Source organism: Pseudomonas boreofloridensis (genome assembly GCF_030580795.1).
Classification (GTDB): domain Bacteria; phylum Pseudomonadota; class Gammaproteobacteria; order Pseudomonadales; family Pseudomonadaceae; genus Aquipseudomonas; species Aquipseudomonas boreofloridensis.
Window position 1 is genome coordinate 21,655 of sequence record NZ_JAUQOQ010000012.1, and the last position, 17,093, is coordinate 38,747.

General features: G+C 64.1%; 15 protein-coding genes and 2 pseudogenes. 11 read left to right on the forward strand and 6 right to left on the reverse strand.

Features of this window, described 5'->3' with window-relative positions:
* Nucleotides 1-117 precede the first annotated feature (117 nt).
* From Q6A47_RS15355 to Q6A47_RS15365, 3 genes are all read left to right on the forward strand, one after another.
* Entirely contained in the window at nucleotides 118-1,725 is a 1,608-nt protein-coding gene (locus tag Q6A47_RS15355; protein ID WP_304484712.1) for a tetratricopeptide repeat-containing response regulator, read from the forward strand.
* On the forward strand, nucleotides 1,722-2,414 hold the full coding sequence (locus Q6A47_RS15360) for a sensor histidine kinase (RefSeq protein ID WP_304484713.1): 693 nt from the start codon (nucleotides 1,722-1,724) through the stop codon (nucleotides 2,412-2,414). Before Q6A47_RS15355 ends, Q6A47_RS15360 begins: the two co-directional genes overlap by 4 nt.
* A gap of 177 nt (nucleotides 2,415-2,591) precedes the next feature.
* Nucleotides 2,592-3,329, forward strand: coding sequence for a YiaD family glycine zipper/OmpA-like lipoprotein (locus tag Q6A47_RS15365; protein WP_039575305.1), 738 nt, complete (start codon nucleotides 2,592-2,594; stop codon nucleotides 3,327-3,329).
* Between the two features lie 37 nt (nucleotides 3,330-3,366).
* Here Q6A47_RS15365 and pta read toward each other — a convergent pair whose 3' ends face one another.
* Both pta and Q6A47_RS15375 read right to left on the reverse strand, forming a co-directional pair.
* Nucleotides 3,367-5,454, reverse strand: coding sequence for a phosphate acetyltransferase (gene pta / locus Q6A47_RS15370; RefSeq protein ID WP_304484766.1), 2,088 nt, complete (start codon nucleotides 5,452-5,454; stop codon nucleotides 3,367-3,369).
* Nucleotides 5,455-5,485: 31 nt separating this feature from the next.
* A complete protein-coding gene (locus Q6A47_RS15375) occupies nucleotides 5,486-5,788 on the reverse strand; it encodes a DUF3565 domain-containing protein (protein WP_304484767.1) in 303 nt (100 codons plus the stop codon).
* Between Q6A47_RS15375 and Q6A47_RS15380 the strand changes: the two genes are divergently transcribed.
* Together Q6A47_RS15380 and Q6A47_RS15385 are read left to right on the forward strand one after the other, a co-directional pair.
* Nucleotides 5,787-6,272: an FKBP-type peptidyl-prolyl cis-trans isomerase gene (locus tag Q6A47_RS15380; protein ID WP_039575313.1), complete on the forward strand. Its 486-nt coding sequence runs from the start codon at nucleotides 5,787-5,789 to the stop codon at nucleotides 6,270-6,272. The two genes, Q6A47_RS15375 and Q6A47_RS15380, sit on opposite strands and share 2 nt — an antisense overlap.
* A gap of 143 nt (nucleotides 6,273-6,415) precedes the next feature.
* A complete protein-coding gene (locus tag Q6A47_RS15385) occupies nucleotides 6,416-6,898 on the forward strand; it encodes a glutathione peroxidase (protein ID WP_304484714.1) in 483 nt (160 codons plus the stop codon).
* A 23-nt stretch (nucleotides 6,899-6,921) separates the two neighbouring features.
* Here the strand turns inward: Q6A47_RS15385 and Q6A47_RS15390 are convergent, their stop codons facing one another.
* Nucleotides 6,922-8,136 carry a glycosyltransferase family 4 protein gene (locus Q6A47_RS15390; RefSeq protein WP_039575316.1) on the reverse strand — a complete coding sequence of 405 codons (1,215 nt, stop codon included), beginning with the start codon at nucleotides 8,134-8,136 and terminating at the stop codon, nucleotides 6,922-6,924.
* 267 nt (nucleotides 8,137-8,403) lie between these two features.
* Here Q6A47_RS15390 and Q6A47_RS23205 point away from each other — a divergent pair.
* Together Q6A47_RS23205 and Q6A47_RS23210 are read left to right on the forward strand one after the other, a co-directional pair.
* Nucleotides 8,404-9,084, forward strand: a pseudogene (locus Q6A47_RS23205) (PAS domain-containing protein); the annotation flags it as partial.
* 114 nt (nucleotides 9,085-9,198) lie between these two features.
* Nucleotides 9,199-9,630 (forward strand): annotated as a pseudogene (locus tag Q6A47_RS23210) (methyl-accepting chemotaxis protein); the annotation flags it as partial.
* Nucleotides 9,631-9,702: 72 nt separating this feature from the next.
* On the opposite strand, the gene Q6A47_RS15400 reads toward Q6A47_RS23210, so the two are convergent.
* Both Q6A47_RS15400 and cysZ read right to left on the reverse strand, forming a co-directional pair.
* Entirely contained in the window at nucleotides 9,703-10,128 is a 426-nt protein-coding gene (locus Q6A47_RS15400) for a hypothetical protein (RefSeq protein WP_304484716.1), read from the reverse strand.
* A gap of 116 nt (nucleotides 10,129-10,244) precedes the next feature.
* Nucleotides 10,245-10,994: a sulfate transporter CysZ gene (cysZ, locus tag Q6A47_RS15405; protein ID WP_304484717.1), complete on the reverse strand. Its 750-nt coding sequence runs from the start codon at nucleotides 10,992-10,994 to the stop codon at nucleotides 10,245-10,247.
* Nucleotides 10,995-11,358: 364 nt separating this feature from the next.
* Between cysZ and trxB the strand changes: the two genes are divergently transcribed.
* The gene (trxB, locus tag Q6A47_RS15410) at nucleotides 11,359-12,321 is read left to right on the forward strand and encodes a thioredoxin-disulfide reductase (RefSeq protein ID WP_039575324.1); all 963 of its coding nucleotides are present in this window, start codon (nucleotides 11,359-11,361) and stop codon (nucleotides 12,319-12,321) included.
* Between the two features lie 83 nt (nucleotides 12,322-12,404).
* Here the strand turns inward: trxB and nadC are convergent, their stop codons facing one another.
* Entirely contained in the window at nucleotides 12,405-13,253 is an 849-nt protein-coding gene (gene nadC / locus Q6A47_RS15415; protein WP_304484718.1) for a carboxylating nicotinate-nucleotide diphosphorylase, read from the reverse strand.
* A gap of 217 nt (nucleotides 13,254-13,470) precedes the next feature.
* Here nadC and Q6A47_RS15420 point away from each other — a divergent pair, with 217 nt between their 5' ends.
* The 3 genes from Q6A47_RS15420 (at nucleotide 13,471) to ampE (ending at nucleotide 17,083) form a co-directional block, all read left to right on the forward strand.
* On the forward strand, nucleotides 13,471-15,612 hold the full coding sequence (locus Q6A47_RS15420) for a DUF1631 domain-containing protein (protein ID WP_304484719.1): 2,142 nt from the start codon (nucleotides 13,471-13,473) through the stop codon (nucleotides 15,610-15,612).
* Between the two features lie 83 nt (nucleotides 15,613-15,695).
* Nucleotides 15,696-16,256 (forward strand): 1,6-anhydro-N-acetylmuramyl-L-alanine amidase AmpD, encoded by a 561-nt coding sequence (gene ampD / locus Q6A47_RS15425; protein WP_029614597.1) that lies wholly within the window; start codon nucleotides 15,696-15,698, stop codon nucleotides 16,254-16,256.
* Nucleotides 16,253-17,083, forward strand: a complete 831-nt coding sequence (ampE, locus tag Q6A47_RS15430) for a regulatory signaling modulator protein AmpE (protein WP_304484720.1) — start codon at nucleotides 16,253-16,255, stop codon at nucleotides 17,081-17,083. The genes ampD and ampE overlap by 4 nt, the downstream gene beginning before the upstream one ends.
* The last annotated feature ends 10 nt before the right edge of the window (nucleotides 17,084-17,093 follow it).

Genomic DNA, 17,093 nt, shown 5'->3' on the forward strand with positions numbered 1-17,093 from the left:
AGGATGATGGCTAATAGCTATCCTGTTGGCGTCATCCTCGCCTCATCTTTTCCGACGCACGGCCGATACAGCAAAGCGCCGCAGTCAATTTCCCATTCCCCAATACAGGTCGTGTCGATGCTGCAGTACGGGCAAAAAAGCTTTCTGATCGTCGACGACTACACCGACTTTCGTACCTCCACGCGCTCGATGCTGCGCGAACTTGGCGTGCGCGAGGTGGACACCGCCGACAGTGGCGAGCAGGCCCTGCGCATGTGCGCGCAGAAGCGCTACGACTTCGTCCTCCAGGACTTCCACCTGGGCGATGGCAAGAAGAATGGCCAGCAAGTGCTCGAAGACCTGCTGCTGGACAAGCTCATCAGCCATGAGTGCGTGTTCATCATGGTCACGGCCGAGAGCAGTCAGTCCATTGTGCTCAGTGCGCTGGAGCACGAGCCCGATGCTTACCTGACCAAACCGTTCAACCGTGTGGGGCTGGCCCAGCGCCTGGAGAAACTGACTCAGCGCAAGACGCTGCTCAAGCCGATCCTCCAGGCCCTGGACCGGGGACGGCCGGCCGAAGTGCTGGCCGCCTGTGCGCAGTTGTGCAAGCAGGATCCGCGCTTCGCCCCGCTGTGCCTGCGCTATCGGGCAGACGCGCTGCGCGAGCTCAACCGCTTCGAAGAATTGGAGAAGTTCCTCACCAGTATCCTGGCCAGCCGCCCGCAGCCCTGGGCCTATGCTGCCCTGGGCAGTCTGCTGCACAAGCGCGGTCAGCAGGACCAGGCCCAGGGCGTGTACGAGCAGGCCCTGAAGGCCTTCCCGATCATGCCTGCCTTGTACGACGGCATGGCCGAGGTGCTGGTGGCCAAGGGCGAGACCAAGCGTGCCCAGACCATGCTTGAAGAAGCCGTGCGCCTGTCGCCCTTGGCTGTTCGGCGTCAGGCGGCGCTGGGCAAGCTGGCGCTGGACAACGAGGACTTCGAAGGCGCCTCCAAGGCTTACCGACATGCGGTCAGTCAGGGGCAGAGCTCGCGCTACAAGGATGCCGAGAGCAACCTCGGCCTGGCCCAGGCGCTGATGAACAAGAACGTCGGTAATGGCCTGGATGCGCGCACCCGCGTGGAAATCAACAGCGTGCTCAGCGAAGTGGCCAAAGAGAATACCGAGGACCAGGGCTTGCAGGTGCGGGCGCGCCTGATGAAGGCCGCCAGTCTGCAGCAGGCGGGCGATGCGCAGACCGCCGCCAAGCTGACCGAGCAGGCCATGCAGCGGCTGGAGAAGATGGACCAATTCTTCTCGGTCGATGCTGCGCTGACCGTGGCCAGCCAGCTCAATGCGCTGGGCCAGGCATCGGCCGGCACCTCCATTCTCAAAGGCTGCGTGGAAACCTATGGTGACGATCCGAAGGTGATGCAGAGCGTGGCCAAGGTCACTGACGATCCCACTGTGCTCGGCGCTGTGACCGAAGCCGTCGATCTCAACCGCCAAGGGGTACGCAGCTACCAGGGCGGTCAATTGAACGAGGCCTTGGAGATGTTCCGCAGGGCACTCTCGCTGCAGCCGAAAAACATCAGTATCGCGCTCAACACCGCCCAGGCGCTGCTGCGCGTGGGCGGTGAAAGCCCGCCGGAGGCGATCATGCAGGAATGCCGCAACTGCCTGAACAGCGTGGCCGGCATTCCGGCCAGCGACAACCGCTTCGATCGCTACCGCAAACTGCATGTACGGGTGTTCGGGGCATGAGCCAGGATGAACAGGGGCTGGACTTCTCGACGGTGATCGCCTCCACCGTCCATGACATGAAGAACTCGCTGTCGGCGCTGATCCAGGCCCATGACCAGTGGCTGGCGCGCCTGCCCGAAGAGGCGCGCAGCGGGAGCGAACAAGGGGTGATCGAGCATGAGTTCCGCCATCTGAACGGCATGCTGGTGCAGATGCTGGGGCTGTACAAATTGGGCATCAACCAATTGCCGATCTGTCCCGACTATCACGAGCTCGAGGACTTCGTCGAAGCGCAGTTGGCGCAGCAGCAGGAGGTCATTCGCCATCGCGACCTGCTGGCCACCTGGCGCATCGACAGCGAAAGCCCGTTGGGTTTCTTCGACCGCGAACTGGTCGCCTCGGTGGTGGGCAACGTGCTGACCAACGCCATTCGCCATGCCGGGCATGCCTTGCTGATCGGCGTCGAGCAGCAGGGCGAACAACTGGTGATCAGCGTCAACGACGATGGCGCCGGATACCCGCCCTACATGCTCGAACGTCAGCACGATTACATCCAGGGCATCGATGGGCGCAGCGGCAGTACCGGACTGGGCCTGTACTTCGCCGCCAGGATCGCCGCGCTGCATGAGCGTGACGGCGTGGGTGGGCGGATCGAGTTGGCCAATGGCGGTGCATTGGGTGGTGGTTTGTTCCGCTTGTACTTGCCCTGAGTGGTCTGTTGCGGTGAGTGTGCTTTCCTGAGTGAAGGTAGGCGCGTTCTGGATATCCGGTCGCGCCCGCTCTATGAACGGCATTTCATGGAATCTTTGCGCTTCGCTGTGATCCAATCCCAGCAGAAACCTGCCTGCGATCCGCCGCACTTTCCGAACTTCACCAGGAGCTTGTCCATGTTCAACATGCGCCGTCTGATTATCGTCGCTACTACCGCTGCCCTGATGACCGGCTGTGCCGGGCAGAACCCCTACGACAACCAAGGGCAGGCCCAGGGTGACGGTTCCGGGATGAGCAAGACCGCCAAGTATGGTGGTCTGGGCGCCTTGGCCGGTGCGCTGGCCGGTGCCGCCATCGACCACAACCACCGTGGCAAGGGCGCGCTGATCGGTGCTGCCGCCGTGGGCGCCGCCGCCGCCGGCTATGGCTACTATGCCGACAAGCAGGAAGCCGAGCTGCGCGCGCAGATGGCCAATACGGGCGTCGAGGTGCAGCGCCAGGGCGATCAGATCAAGCTGATCATGCCGGGTAACATCACCTTCGCCACCGACTCCGCGAACATCGCCCCTAGCTTCTACACCCCGCTGAACAACCTCGCCAACTCGTTCAAGCAGTTCAACCAGAACACCATCGAAGTGGTCGGCTTCACCGACAGCACCGGCAGCCGCCAGCACAACATGGACCTGTCCCAGCGTCGTGCCCAAGCGGTCAGCACCTACCTGACGTCCCAAGGCGTGGATGCTTCGCGCGTGAGCGTGCGTGGCATGGGCCCGGACCAGCCGATTGCCAGCAACGCCGACGCCAATGGCCGTGCGCAGAACCGTCGCGTCGAGGTCAACCTCAAGCCGATTCCGGGTCAGCAGTATGACCAACAGGGCGCCGGCCAGCAGGGCACTGTCCAGCAGTATCCCTGATCCCAGGAAGGGGCCGCACTGCGGCCCCGATGTCTGATCATCGCACCTGACTGGCCTGGATGGCGGTCAGGGCGATGGTGTGTACGATGTCATCCACCTGTGCGCCGCGCGGCAAATCGTTCACCGGCTTGCGCAACCCCTGCAGCATGGGCCCCAGGCTGACCCCGTCCGTGCTGCGCTGCACGGCTTTGTGGGTGGTGTTGCCGGTGTTCAGGTCGGGGAACACGAACACCGTCGCGCGCCCGGCCACCGCGCTGTTGGGCGCGAGCTGGCGGGCGACCTGCGGGTTGGCCGCTGCGTCGTATTGCAGCGGGCCGTCGATCAGCAGCCCCTGTTCGGTATCCTGGGCCAGGCGCGTGGCCTCCCGCACTTTCTCCACTTCTTCATCGCTCGCCGAATCGCTCGAATAGCTGATCATCGCCACCCGTGGAGCGATGCCGAAGGCCTGCGCCGATTCGGCGCTCTGCCGGGCGATCTCGGCCAGCTCGCTGGCATTGGGGTGCGGGTTCATCACGCAGTCGCCGTACACCAGCACCTGCTCGGGAAACAGCATGAAGAACACCGAGGACACCAGGCTGGCGCCGGGCGCGGTCTTGATCAGTTGCAGGGCCGGGCGAATGGTGTTGGCCGTGGAGTGCACCAGGCCCGACACCAGGCCATCGACCTCGTCCAGGGCGAGCATCATGGTGCCGATCACCACCGGATCTTCCAGTTGTTGCTCGGCCATCGGCGCATTGAGGTTCTTGCTTTTGCGCAGGTCGACCATCGGCTGCACGTAGCGCGCGCGAATCAACTCGGGATCGAGTATTTCCAAGTCTGCCGGCAGGCTGATGCCCTGGGCGCGGGCTACGGCCTCGACGTCTTCGGGCTTGGCCAGCAGGACGCAGCGGGCGATGCCACGGGCCTGGCAGATGGCTGCAGCCTGCACCAGCAACGGTTCGGCGCCTTCGGGCAGGACGATGCGCTTGTTGGCCTGCTGTGCGCGCTGGATCAACTGATAGCGGAACACCGCCGGCGACAGCCGCAGTTCACGGGGCGTGCCGCAGCGCTGGTGCAGCCAGGCGGCGTCCAGGCGACTGGCGATGAAGTCGGTGATGAACTCGGCGCGGTCGCGATCGTCCACCGGGATTTCCCGGTTCAGCGAGTTCAGCAGGTTGGCGGTGTCGTAGGAGCCGGTGCTCACCGACAGAATCGGCAGGCCGGCCTGCAGCGCACCGCGGCACAGGCCGAGAATGCGCGCGTCCGGTTTGCTGTCGCTGGTCAGCAGCAGCCCGGCCAGCGGCACGCCATTGATCGCCGCCAGGCTCACCGCGAGGATGATGTCGTCGCGATCGCCGGGGGTCACCACCAAGGTGCCGGACGTCAGCAGCGGCACGGTATTGGCCACTGTGCGCGCGCAGATAATGATCTTGTTCATGCGCCGCTGTTCGTAGTCGCCTGCATTGAGCACCTGGGCACCCAGCAGCTCGGCCACGTCACGGGTACGTGGCGCGTTCAACTCGGGTTGATAGGGAATGCAGCCGAGCAGGCGGAAGTCGTCGCCGCGCAGCAGCGGCGAATGCTCGCGCAGGCGAGTGGCGAAGTCGCTCATGCTCTCGTCGGTACGCACCTTGTTGAGAATGACCCCGAGCACTTTCGGGTCGCGCGGGCCGCCGTACATCTGCGCCTGCAATTCGACCCGCCCCGAGAGCTCGCTGAGCACTTCGTTTTCCGGAGCCGATACCAGGATCACCTCAGCGTCCAGGCTCTTGGCCAAGTGCAGGTTGACCCGCGCCGCGTAGCTGGCGTGGCGAGTCGGCACCATGCCTTCGACCACCACCACGTCGTTGCCGACGCAAGCCTGCTGGTACAGGCGGATGATCTGCTCGAGCAGTTCGTCGAGCTGGCCGTCGCCGAGCATACGCTCGACCTGGGCCAAGCTCAGCGGCGTCGGTGGCTTGATGCCGTGGGTGCGGGCAACCAGTTCGGTGGAGCGTTCCGGGCCGGTGTCCCCGGGGTGGGGCTGGGCGATCGGCTTGAAGAACCCGACCTTGAGCCCGCCGCGCTCGAGCGTGCGCACCAGGCCCAGGCTGATGGAGGTCAGGCCGACCCCGAAGTCGGTCGGCGCGATGAAAAATGTCTGCATGCGTGGCGTCTCGAATGAGCAGTGCAAGGAATCAACGGTCAAGGGTAGCGCCATCAGCCCCTCTCGCGCACCAGCCGCAGGTGAAGACCTGGCCGACACGGGCGGCGCGCTGCTCTGGGTCGAGCACCCAGGCTCGGTTCTGCCAGGGCGGCTGATGGCGCAGGTGCTGGGTATGGCCGCAGGACAGTGCCACCACCCAATGGCCGTTCTCGTCTTGCTGGAAGCCGACGATCCGACTGATGGGGGGTTCCCCCTCGGCTGCGCGTTCGCATTCGGGCGAACCCTTCGTTACACTTGTCCGCTCTACATTCTTTTGCAAAAGGTCTTGCCCCATGCTGATCGCCGCCAACAAGGCAGTCTCCATCGACTATACCCTGACCAACGACGCCGGGGAGACCATCGACAGCTCCGCCGGTGGCGCGCCGCTGGTCTACCTGCACGGTGCCGCCAACATCATTCCGGGCCTGGAAAAGGCGCTGGAAGGCAAGCAGGCTGGTGATGAACTCACCGTTGCCATCGAGCCGGAAGAGGCCTACGGCGAGTACATGGCCGAGCTGGTCAGCACCCTGAACCGCAGCATGTTCGAAGGCGTCGACCAACTGGAAGTCGGCATGCAGTTCCACGCTTCGGCGCCGGATGGCCAGATGCAGATCGTCACCATCCGTGACCTCGACGGCGACGACGTCACCGTCGATGGCAACCACCCGCTGGCCGGCCAGCGCCTGAACTTCAAGGTCAAGGTGGTCAATGTGCGTGATGCCAGCGAGGAAGAACTCGCCCATGGCCACGTGCATGGCGAAGGTGGCCATCAGCACTGATTTCTCAGCTAAGCTCTGAGAGTCGTCAGGCGCTCGGGCAAGCCGACCCGCCCATCAAGGGAGGGTGAACGGCTTGGCCGAGCGCCTTTTTAGTGGGCGCCATTCGCCCCAGCGACCATCGGTCACCTGAGAGGGGAATCAACATGAGTGCATTTCACGGCCTGACGCTGGAGTCGCTCGACGGCGAGGACTTGCCTCTGGCGCCGTTCAAGGGGCAGGTCGTGCTGGTGGTGAACGTCGCCTCCAAGTGCGGCCTGACGCCCCAGTACGCGACACTGGAGAAGCTGTACCAGCAGTTCAAGGATCGAGGCTTTGCTGTGCTCGGCTTGCCCTGCAACCAGTTTGCCGGGCAGGAGCCAGGGTCGGCGCAGGAGATCCAGGCGTTCTGCAGCCTGAACTACGGGGTCAGTTTCCCGCTCAGTGCCAAGCTTGAGGTCAATGGGCCCGAGCGTCACCCGCTGTACCGGCTACTGGCGGGCGAGGGCGCCGAGTTTCCGGGTGACATCACCTGGAATTTCGAGAAGTTTCTGGTCGGCAAGGACGGCCGTGTGCTGGCGCGTTTCGCCCCGCGCATCGCGCCGGACGAGCCGAGCGTGCTGCAGGCGATCGAGAAGGCGCTGGGCTGATCGCGCGCCGACCAGGTTGACGCTCAGTTGTTCGAGGCAGTCGAGCCCGGCTTTATTGCCAGCGGCTTGATTGCCTGGGCATCGTGGGTGGTGCTCGCCGCGCAGGCGGCATACAGATGACCTTCGAATTGCTCGACGATCGTCTGCCACCCTTGGCGGCTAGCGTGCTGGCGCGCATTGAGGCGCACGCGTCGCAGGGTTTCGTCGTCCTCGAGCAGCCAGCAGGCGGCGTCGATGAACGCCGGTTGATCGCCTGGCATGGCCAGCGCGCCGCTATGACCGTGTCGAATATGCTGAGCCGCGGCGGCTTCGTCGTAGGCAACCACCGCCAGGCCCGAGGCCAGCGCTTCGAGCACCACGTTGCCGAAGGTTTCAGTCAGGCTGGGAAACAGGAACAGGTCGCCACTGGCGTAATGCTGAGCCAGCACTTCGCCGCGTTGCGCGCCGCAGAAGATCGCCTCGGGCATCTGCTGTTGCAACTGCGCACGCTGCGGCCCGTCGCCCACCACGATCAGGCGCAGGCGTCGCTGTGGATGGGCCTGTTGCAGGGCGCGCAGGCAGGGTTGCAGCAGGGCCAGGTTCTTTTCCGCCGCCAGCCGGCCGACATGCAGCACCGCGATATCGTCCGCCGCTAACCCCCAGTGATCGCGCAGCGCTTGATCGCGCTTTGCCGGATTGAACAATTGTCCATCGACGCCGCGAGCCATCAAGGACAGACGCTCGAAGCCGCGCCGTTCCAGCTCCAGGCGCTGGCTGGCGCTGGGCACCAGGGTGGTGGCCGTGCGCCGATGGAACCAGCGCAGGTAATGCGTGAGCAGGCGGGCCAGCAGGCCCAGGCCGTATTGTCCGGAATACTGCGGGAAATTGGTGTGGAAGCCGCTGACCACGGCGATGCCCAGGCGTCGGGCCGCACGCAGGGCGCTAAGGCCCAGTGGGCCTTCGGTGGCGATGTACAGCACGTCCGGACGCTGCCGCCGCCAGCGCCGCCACAATTTGTGCATCGACACTTCGCCCCATTGCAGTCCCGGGTAGCCCGGTAGCGGCCAGCCACGGCACAGCAGCAGGCTATCGTCGGCGTTGGTGGCCATTTCGCCGGCCTGGCGCGGACGCACCACCTCGACCAGATGCCCGCGCAGACGCAGGCCATCGCTGAGCCGGCCCAGGGTGTTGGCCACGCCGTTTATCTCGGGTGGAAAGGTCTCGCTGACCAGGGTGACGCGTAGCGGCGGTGTATTCATGTGAAAAATTTTCCGCCTGCTTGATTGCCGTCATGTGACACAAAAATGATGGCCTTATGACGCCTGTTTTCCGGCACTTTTCCATCCACCATTATTTATTTTTGGGCGGTTCAAGACTGTTTGGTTTCAGCCGATGAAGATGCCATCGACGGGTGGGTACGCTCGGGGAGAGCGGTGATGTTCAATAGCAAACTGAAGCAAGAAATCCAGCAACTGCGCGAGGAGCTGCAATCCGTCGAGCAGATCAAGAACAGCCTCGACAGCGAAATGCTCGTGCTGCAACTCGACCCCAAAGGGCGCATCGAGTCGGCCAACGGCAATTTCGAGAAGGAGATGCTCTACACCCGCGATCGCCTGATCGGCCGCAACATCGAGGACATCGTTCCCGAGCATGTGAAGTCGCTGGATTTCTATCAGCGCATGAAGACCGCCATCACCCGTGGCGAGCACCTGAACGGCGCCTTCCGTCTGCTGCGTGGCAACGGTGAGGAGGCCTGGCTGCGCTCGATCCTGCAACCGGTCAAGGGCACTGACGGGCGCATCCAGTGCTTCAGCCTGCATTCGAGCGACCTGACGCGTACCATCAAGACGTCGCGTGAGCACGAAAGCCTGATCAAGGCATTGATGCGCTCCACGGCAGTGATCGAGTTCAATCTCGACGGCATCGTGCTCACTGCCAACGACCGTTTCCTGCACGCAATGGGCTACAGCCTCGAGCAGATCCGCGGCAAGCATCACCGCCTGTTCTGCGAACCCGAGGAAGCCAATTCGGCGGCCTACCAGCAATTCTGGGACAAGCTGCGCCGCGGTGAATTCGTGGTCGAGCGCTTCAAGCGCATCGACGCCCACGGGCGGGTGGTCTGGCTGGAGGCGTCTTACAACCCGATCATCGATGCCCATGATGTGCTGTACAAGGTGGTCAAGTTCGCCACCGTGATCACCGATCAGGTGAATCAGGAGATGGCCGTGGCGCGGGCCGCCGACATGGCCTACGGCACCTCCCAGGACACCGATGCCGCCGCGCGCAAGGCGACCGAGGTGGTGACCCAGACCGTCGAGGTGATGCGTGGCCTGGAGCGCTCCATGCAGGAGGCGGCCGAAGGCATTCAGGCGCTGGACAAGCAGTCGAAGGTGATCGGTTCGATCATCAAGACCATCAGCGACATCGCCGGGCAGACCAACCTGTTGGCGCTCAACGCGGCAATCGAAGCTGCGCGCGCTGGCGAGCAGGGCAGGGGCTTTGCCGTGGTCGCCGACGAGGTCCGCCAACTGGCCTCGCGTACCAGCAGCGCCACCGAGGAAATCGCCCGCGTGGTGCAGCAGAACGAGCAGTTGGCCCAGGCGGCGGTGGACATCATCGACACCAGCAAGCGTCAGGCCGAGCAAGGCCTGACACTGGCCGATGAGACCGGCCAGGTGATCGTGGAGATTCAGGATGGGGCGCGGCAAGTGGTCAGCGCGGTGGGGCAGTTTTCCAATCAGTTGAGCCACTGACCCACTGACCGCCTGGCGCGGGGGCGGACCCCGCGCCGGGCACCCAGCCGAGCGGCCGGGTAAGAGCTGGCTTCAGAGGTTGTACTTGTCTTCGACTTTGCGTTTGTCGAGCGTGTACTGCTTCAAGTCGATGGCGTCGGACTCGAGTTGAGCATCCAACCGCTCCATCTCTTGTTTTTTCAATGCCGAGACACGGGTTTTGGTCGCTTGGTAGTTGATGGCTTCTGCCGCATCGTAGCCACTGACCGGGTCCCACAAAATCGACAGAGGCCAGAACAGCAGGTTGACCACGCCATAACCATAGGCCCGGCCGTAGAATGAACCCCCGCCTGGCAGCAGGCCCAGACCGGCAGCAAGACCGGGTTTCTTTTCTTCGACCGCAAGGTTGCGGGCGCGATAGCCGTCCAGCTCCGCTTCCTGGGCCGAGTTCAGGCCCGATGCACAGCCGGTGGTCATGGCAATCAGCGCGGCAGCGGTCAAATTTCTAACTGTGGACATCCAACTTTTCCTGAGTGTAAGTACGTTTCTAGCGCGCAACCTGCGTCGCGGCGCGCAACTTTACACGGATAAGTGGCTCATTGATATCATTCTGCCCCGGCGGGTGCTGTTTGCCCTCAAGCGCCAGTCACCGCCTTCGGACCGCGCTCGCGCACCCAGAACACCGTCGCCCCCGCCACCGCCGCCGGCATCATCAGCACGTTCACCCCGGGAATCAACAGCGCCAGGTAGGTGATGCCGCCAAAACCCAGGCTCTGCCAGCGCTTCTGGCGCAACCAGGCGAGCATGTCCTGCCAGCTCATCTTGTTGTTGTCCGCCGGGTAGTCGATGTACTGGATGGCCATCATCCACACACCGAATACCAGCCACAGCGGCGCGGCGACCACGTTTACCACTGGAATCAGCGACAGGATGAACAGTCCGATGGCCCGTGGCAGGAAGTAGCCGAGCTTGCGCATCTCGCGGCCAAGCGTGCGCGGCACCATGGCCATTAGCTCGCCCCAACTGAACGCCGGAAAGTGGTCTTCGCCGCGTACCACCACTTCCACCTTCTCGGCCAGGAAGCCGTTGAACGGTGCAGCGATGATGTTGGCCAGCAGGGTGAAGGTGAAGAACACCATCAGGACCACCAGCACGACGAACAGTGGCCAGAGAATGTAGGTGAGAAAGCTCAGCCAACTGGGCAGGGTCGGCATCAGTGTGTCGACCCACAGGCTGAACTGATGGCCGGCGAAGTAGATCAGGCCGCCGAACAGCAGGATGTTGATCGCCAGCGGCAGCAGCACGAACAGGCGCAGGCTGGGGCTCAGGACCAGCTTCAGGCCTTCGCGCAGGTACTGCGGGCCGGACAGGACGGGGGCTTGCATCGAAAGGCTCCACGGAAGGGAAAACGCGCTGACCTTACCGAGTTTGCGGCGTTGGCGAAAGACGCGACACCCTCTGTAACAAAGCCGAGCGACAGTACCGGCAACGACGGCGCGTGCGGATAGAGCCTGCCTATGAGGTGGATTGTCGAAGGATATTTCCTTACTCTTTGCCACCTCGCTACAGTGCGTTCACTTTCTTTACGCCACGAAACGCCGCGAGCCCTCTGTGGGAGGTGGCCCCCAGGTTTTCGGACCTGCGCGTAGTAGCCTTCCCCAAGTGCTGCGCAGGTCCTTTTTCATTTCCAGCCGGCTTTGCCGGCACAGCGGTGTCGGCCTGTTCAGGCCGGCTCGACAGGAGCACGCCATGTCCGAAGTTCGTCATTCCCGCGTCATCATCCTCGGTTCCGGTCCTGCCGGTTACAGTGCTGCGGTGTACGCGGCCCGTGCCAACCTCAAGCCGCTGCTGATCACCGGCATGCAGGCCGGCGGCCAGCTGACCACCACCACCGAAGTCGACAACTGGCCGGGCGACCCCCATGGCCTGACCGGCCCTGCGCTGATGCAGCGCATGCAGGAGCACGCGGAACGCTTCGAGACCGAGATCGTTTTCGATCACATCAATGCCGTCGACCTGGCCAACAAGCCGTTCACCCTGCGCGGTGACAGCGGCACCTACACGTGCGACGCGCTGATCGTCGCCACCGGCGCCAGCGCGCGCTATCTGGGCCTGCCGTCGGAAGAAACCTTCATGGGCAAGGGCGTGTCGGCCTGCGCGACCTGCGACGGTTTCTTCTATCGCAACAAGCCGGTCGCCGTGGTCGGTGGCGGCAACACCGCGGTGGAAGAGGCACTGTACCTGGCCAACATCGCCAGCAAAGTAACCCTGGTGCACCGCCGCGATACCTTCCGCGCCGAGAAGATCCTGATCGACAAGCTGCACGCTCGTGTGGCCGAGGGCAAGATCGAACTCAAGCTCAACGCCACCCTGGACGAAGTGCTCGGCGACAACATGGGCGTGACCGGCGCGCGCCTGAAGAACAACGATGGCAGCAGCGACGAGATCAAGGTCGATGGCGTGTTCATCGCCATCGGTCATACCCCGAACACGTCGCTGTTCGAAGGGCAACTGACGCTCAAGGATGGTTACCTGGTGGTCAGCGGCGGTCGCGAAGGCAATGCCACTGCCACCAATGTCGCCGGTGTGTTCGCGGCGGGCGACGTGGCTGACCATGTGTACCGTCAGGCCATCACGTCGGCGGGTGCCGGCTGCATGGCCGCGCTGGATGTGGAGCGTTATCTGGACGGCTTGGCCAACGCGTCGTTCTGATAGAAGGCGCGGCGCGCAACGCGCCGCGTTTGTGATCGCTGGGCCACGACAGCAGCCCGGCGATCCACCTGAACGGGCCGCAGTTACAGGCTCAATCGCATCGACAGATCCACCGCCTTCACATCCTTGGTCATCGCGCCGATGGAGATGTAGTCCACGCCGGTTTCAGCGATCACCCGCAGTGTACTTTCGTTGACCCCGCCGCTGGCCTCCAGCTTGGCTTTGCCTGCGTTCAGGCGAACGGCTTCACGCATCTCGTCCAGGCTCAGCTCGTCGAGCATCACGATATCTGCGCCCGCCGCCAGCGCCTGATGCAGTTCGTCCAGGCTTTCCACCTCGATTTCCACCGGCTTGCCGGGCGCAATGCGCCGTGCGGCTGCAACGGCTTCGGCCACGCCGCCACAGGCTGCAATGTGGTTCTCCTTGATCAGGAAGGCGTCGAACAGGCCGATGCGATGGTTGTCGCAACCGCCGCAGGTCACGGCGTATTTCTGTGCCAGGCGTAGGCCGGGCAGGGTCTTGCGGGTATCGAGCAGCCGCACCTGGGTGCCTTCGACCAGGTTGGCCAGAAAGCGTGCGCGGGTCGCCACGCCTGAGAGCATTTGCAGGAAATTCAACGCCGAACGCTCGCCAGTGAGCAGCGATCGCGCCGGTCCTTCGAGGTGAAACAGCGCCTGGTCGGCTTCAGCCTGCTCACCGTCGACCACGCGCCAGTGTACGGCTACGCGCGGATCGAGCTGGCGGAACACCGCGTCGACCCAGGCGGTACCGGCGATCACGCAGCGCTCGCGGGTGATGACGGTGGCCTTGGCCAACCGCTCGGCAGGGATCAGCTGGGCGGTGATGTCGCCGCTGCCGACGTCTTCGAGCAGTGCGCGGCGCACGTTGGCTTCGATTTCGGCGGTGAGGTCGGCGAGACGTAGGTTCGGCATGGTCGGCTCCACAAGCAAAGTGGCGCCGATTATAGGGCAGGGGACCACGCTTTACAGCCGTGCAAGCCGATGTCGATAACTGTGCACCGGGTCGCGTACTCGGCAGGGCGTGTTGGCAGCTGTCATCTTTTTCATCAATAATGACGCCTTGTATTTGACGTCATCGCTTTGACGAATCGAATTCGACTGTCGATCAATACCCAGCAAGGAGTTCGGGATGCGCGATGAAGGCAGGGTGGGCCCCTTCGGGGTGACCCTCGACAGCAGGCGGCCAGCGCCCTTGCCTGGCCTTCCCATGGTCCTCCTGCAAGTGCGTGACAAAGCTGCGTTGCACTTGCGCCAGGGGCTCCAGGCGTTGTTCGACAACGCCGACGACACCCTCTTCGAGATGGCCGACAAGGCCGGCGGTGGCGATCCGCAGCACCTGTATTTCGAAGCCATGCGCGATCTTCGGCTCAAGCGTAAAAGTATCGAGCGGGCCTTTCTCGACACCCTTCACGACACCTTCCTGCAACTCGGTCAGATCGACCCGCTGGGAAACTTCGACCTGGCCATCGGCAAACCTTCGCGCGAGCGCACCTTGGCAGTGGGGGCGATGGTCGAGCGCGTGCTGGCGCGCGATGGGTTCGCCCTGGAACAACTGAGCCAGCGTTTCACCGCGCTGCTCGACCGGCCCGTGCAGGTGCACGGCAATCCCCTCGGGCCTGCCTGTCTGTGCCGCTATTTTCTCGATGCGGGCCGCGAGCTGGGCGTGGGCCAGCGGGTCAAACTGATCCTGCTGCAATTGTTCGAGCGTTACGTGCTGCGCGATGTCGATGTGCTGTACGCCCAGGCCAACCAATTGCTGGCCGCCGCCGGCGTGCTTGGGCATCTGGCGCCGGGGCCGCGTCGGCGCGTCGAGGATCGGGCGCTGGTCGGACGCTGCGGTCCGACCTCTTTGATTGGCGGGCCTGACCTGGATGCCGACCGCGCCGGACAGGCCTTCTTCGCGTCGCTGCAGGACCTGCTGGCACCCCGTCGCGGTCGCCTCGCCCCACGCGTACAGAGCGTGGCGGCGGCACAGGCGATCGGTACTGCGGACTTGTTGCGCCTGATCACGCACTTGCAGCACTACCTGCCGGAACCGGTCGAGGCCGACGATTTCGATCTCGGCCAGCAACTGGAGCAACTGCTGCTGCGCATTGGCGTACGCAGTGGCACCCGGCGGCGCCTGGCCACGGACGATGAAGACTTGATCAACCTCATCGGACTGTTGTTCGATCATGTCCGTCGCGACGACAACCTGCCCAAAGCCCTGCGGGCGCTGCTGGTCCGTCTGCACCTTCCCCTGCTCAAGGTGGCCTTGCTGGACAAAAGTCTGTTCAGCCGCACCAGTCATCCCGCGCGTCGGCTGCTCAACGAAATCGCCGCCATGGCCATCGACTGGGAGGGCGCCGGCGAGGCGCTGCATGCGCGGATGGAACGTGTCATCCAGCGCCTGCTCAGCGATTTCGACGACGACCTGCAGGTCGTTAACGATGTGCTCGAGGAGTTCCTGCAGTTCAGCGCAGAAGAGCGTCGGCGCAGCGAGTTGCTGGAGCAGCGCACCCGTGACGCCGAGCAGGGGCGGGCGCGTGCGTTGCAGGCGCGTCGGCAGGTCCAGTTGGAACTCGACCGCCGCTTGCGCGGGCGCCTGGTGCCACGTGTGGTGCAGAGCATGCTGATGGAGTGCTGGAGTCAGGTGTTGTTGCTCGCCTGGCTCAAGCATGGGGAAGGCTCGCAAGCCTGGGAGCACGGTCTGGCGACACTGGACGCCTTGCTCGAGAGCATCACCGTGCGGCCCCAGCCCCCGGCGCGCCAACGTTTGATCGAGCAGTTGCCCGGCCTGCTCAAGGCCTTGCGCGATGGCCTGGCTGGGGTGGTGCTGGACTCGGCCGTACAACGGGCGTTCTTCATGGAGTTGGAGCGTCTGCACCTGCGCGCTTGCGCCGAGCCCGATCAATGGCAGGGCGAGATCGACGAGGTCCGGATACGTGAGCCGATCATCCTGGCCATCGCCGAGGAGCCGGCCGGCAGTTGCGTATCGCCGTTGGCGGCGCACAGCCTGCAGTTGCAGCAGGTCAGGCGCCTGCGCCTGGGCACGTGGGTCGAGTTGCATGATGAAGACGAGCCGCTGCGCTGCAAGTTGGTGGCACGCGTCGAAGGGAGCGATCGGCTGGTCTTCGCCAATCGCACCGGCATGAAAGTGCGCGAATGGAGCAGCGCCGGCCTGGCCCTGGCGCTGCGCCGAGGCGAGGCGCGGGTGCTGGATGACGGCTTGCTGTTCGAGCGTGCATTGGAGGCCGTGCTGGAGGAGCTGCGTTCAGCCGAAGTGCGTTGAGCCGGGGCTATCATTCACATGCACGCGTCATCTGGCCGGGGCATACTGATGCCTTGTTCCCGGCGTCTTTCAGGATCTGCCTCATGCAATTGGACCGCGCCAGCGGCTGGTTCAGCGGTGTCACTCACTGCCCCTCGCCCAATTTCAACGCCCGTCCCCTCGGCGAGGCGATCTCCCTGCTGGTGATTCACAACATCAGCTTGCCGCCAGCCTGTTTCGGCACCGGCAAAGTCCAACAGTTCTTCCAGAATCGCCTCGATCCGGCCGAGCATCCTTATTTCGACAGCATCGCGCACCTGACCGTATCGGCACACCTGTTCGTCGAACGCGACGGCGCCGTGACCCAGTTCGTGTCGCTGCTCGACCGCGCCTGGCATGCCGGGGTGTCACGTTTCGACGGCCGTGAAGGCTGCAACGACTTTTCCATCGGCATCGAGCTGGAGGGCACCGATGCGCTGGCCTACACCGATGCCCAGTACGACGCTCTGGTCCAGCTCTCGCGCCAGATCCGCCAGCAATGGCCGGCGATCGATCTGGAGCGCATCCAGGGTCACAGCGACATTGCGCCGGGGCGCAAGACCGACCCCGGCCCGGCTTTCGACTGGCGGCGTTACCGCGCCGCGCTGAACGAGGATGCGGTATGAGTTTTCTGGTATTGGTCCTGATCCTCTGGGTCGAGCAGTTCTCGGCGTGGCGCCATCGTCTGCAGCGAGACGGCTTTTTCCTCGCCGAGCTGGCGCGTCTGGAGCGCCGAGGGCGCGTGTCGGCCGACTGGAGTCTGGTGCTGCTGGTGCTGGCGCCCGTGCTGCTGCTGGCATTGCTGCTGTATGTGCTGCAGCCAGTGGCCTATGGCTTGCTGGCGCTGCCAGTGCACCTGCTGGTCCTGCTCTACAGCCTCGGCCGCGGCGATGCCAAGGCGGCCCTCGGACCGTTTCGCGATGCCTGGCGTCGCGGCGACGAACAGGCCGCCCTGCATGTGGCCGAGCGCGACCTGGGCCTGGCCGCGGACGACCCGCGCGACCTTCTGGTCCGGGTGCAGGGCAACCTGCTGTGGCAGGCCTACCAGAGCTTCTTCGCGGTGATCTTCTGGTATGTCCTGCTGGGGCCGGCCGCGGCGCTCGGCTACCGGTTGCTCGCCCTGAGCGCCGCCCACGCTCATCAGCCCGCGCTCAAAGCGCGTGCGGTGCAATTGCGTCACCTCATGGACTGGCTACCAGTGCGGGTGCTGGCGCTGAGTTTCGCGCTGGTCGGCAACTTCGTAGCGGTGACCCGGGTGATGCTGCACGAGTTGCTCAACTGGCACCTCAGTGCCGGGCAACTGATCGCTCGCGTAGGCAGGGTGGCCGACGATATTCCTGAGCAAGAAGAGGCGCAGAGCGCACTGGCGCGTCTGGACAGTCTGTGGGAACTGCTGCTGCGCAGTGCGGTGTTGTGGTATGCCGGGTTCGCCTTGTGGACGGTGCTGCTGTGAGCACTGGGGC

Excerpts from the sequence above, each read along its gene's own strand:
- Q6A47_RS15355 (WP_304484712.1), top strand. The coding sequence starts at position 118 with ATGCTGCAGTACGGGCAAAAAAGCTTTCTGATCGTCGACGACTACACC.
- Q6A47_RS15360 (WP_304484713.1), top strand. The coding sequence starts at position 1,722 with ATGAGCCAGGATGAACAGGGGCTGGACTTCTCGACGGTGATCGCCTCC.
- Q6A47_RS15365 (WP_039575305.1), top strand. The coding sequence starts at position 2,592 with ATGTTCAACATGCGCCGTCTGATTATCGTCGCTACTACCGCTGCCCTG.
- pta (WP_304484766.1), bottom strand. The coding sequence starts at position 5,454 with ATGCAGACATTTTTCATCGCGCCGACCGACTTCGGGGTCGGCCTGACC.
- Q6A47_RS15380 (WP_039575313.1), top strand. The coding sequence starts at position 5,787 with ATGCTGATCGCCGCCAACAAGGCAGTCTCCATCGACTATACCCTGACC.
- Q6A47_RS15375 (WP_304484767.1), bottom strand. The coding sequence starts at position 5,788 with ATGGGGCAAGACCTTTTGCAAAAGAATGTAGAGCGGACAAGTGTAACG.
- Q6A47_RS15385 (WP_304484714.1), top strand. The coding sequence starts at position 6,416 with ATGAGTGCATTTCACGGCCTGACGCTGGAGTCGCTCGACGGCGAGGAC.
- Q6A47_RS15390 (WP_039575316.1), bottom strand. The coding sequence starts at position 8,136 with ATGAATACACCGCCGCTACGCGTCACCCTGGTCAGCGAGACCTTTCCA.
- Q6A47_RS15400 (WP_304484716.1), bottom strand. The coding sequence starts at position 10,128 with ATGTCCACAGTTAGAAATTTGACCGCTGCCGCGCTGATTGCCATGACC.
- cysZ (WP_304484717.1), bottom strand. The coding sequence starts at position 10,994 with ATGCAAGCCCCCGTCCTGTCCGGCCCGCAGTACCTGCGCGAAGGCCTG.
- trxB (WP_039575324.1), top strand. The coding sequence starts at position 11,359 with ATGTCCGAAGTTCGTCATTCCCGCGTCATCATCCTCGGTTCCGGTCCT.
- nadC (WP_304484718.1), bottom strand. The coding sequence starts at position 13,253 with ATGCCGAACCTACGTCTCGCCGACCTCACCGCCGAAATCGAAGCCAAC.
- Q6A47_RS15420 (WP_304484719.1), top strand. The coding sequence starts at position 13,471 with ATGCGCGATGAAGGCAGGGTGGGCCCCTTCGGGGTGACCCTCGACAGC.
- ampD (WP_029614597.1), top strand. The coding sequence starts at position 15,696 with ATGCAATTGGACCGCGCCAGCGGCTGGTTCAGCGGTGTCACTCACTGC.
- ampE (WP_304484720.1), top strand. The coding sequence starts at position 16,253 with ATGAGTTTTCTGGTATTGGTCCTGATCCTCTGGGTCGAGCAGTTCTCG.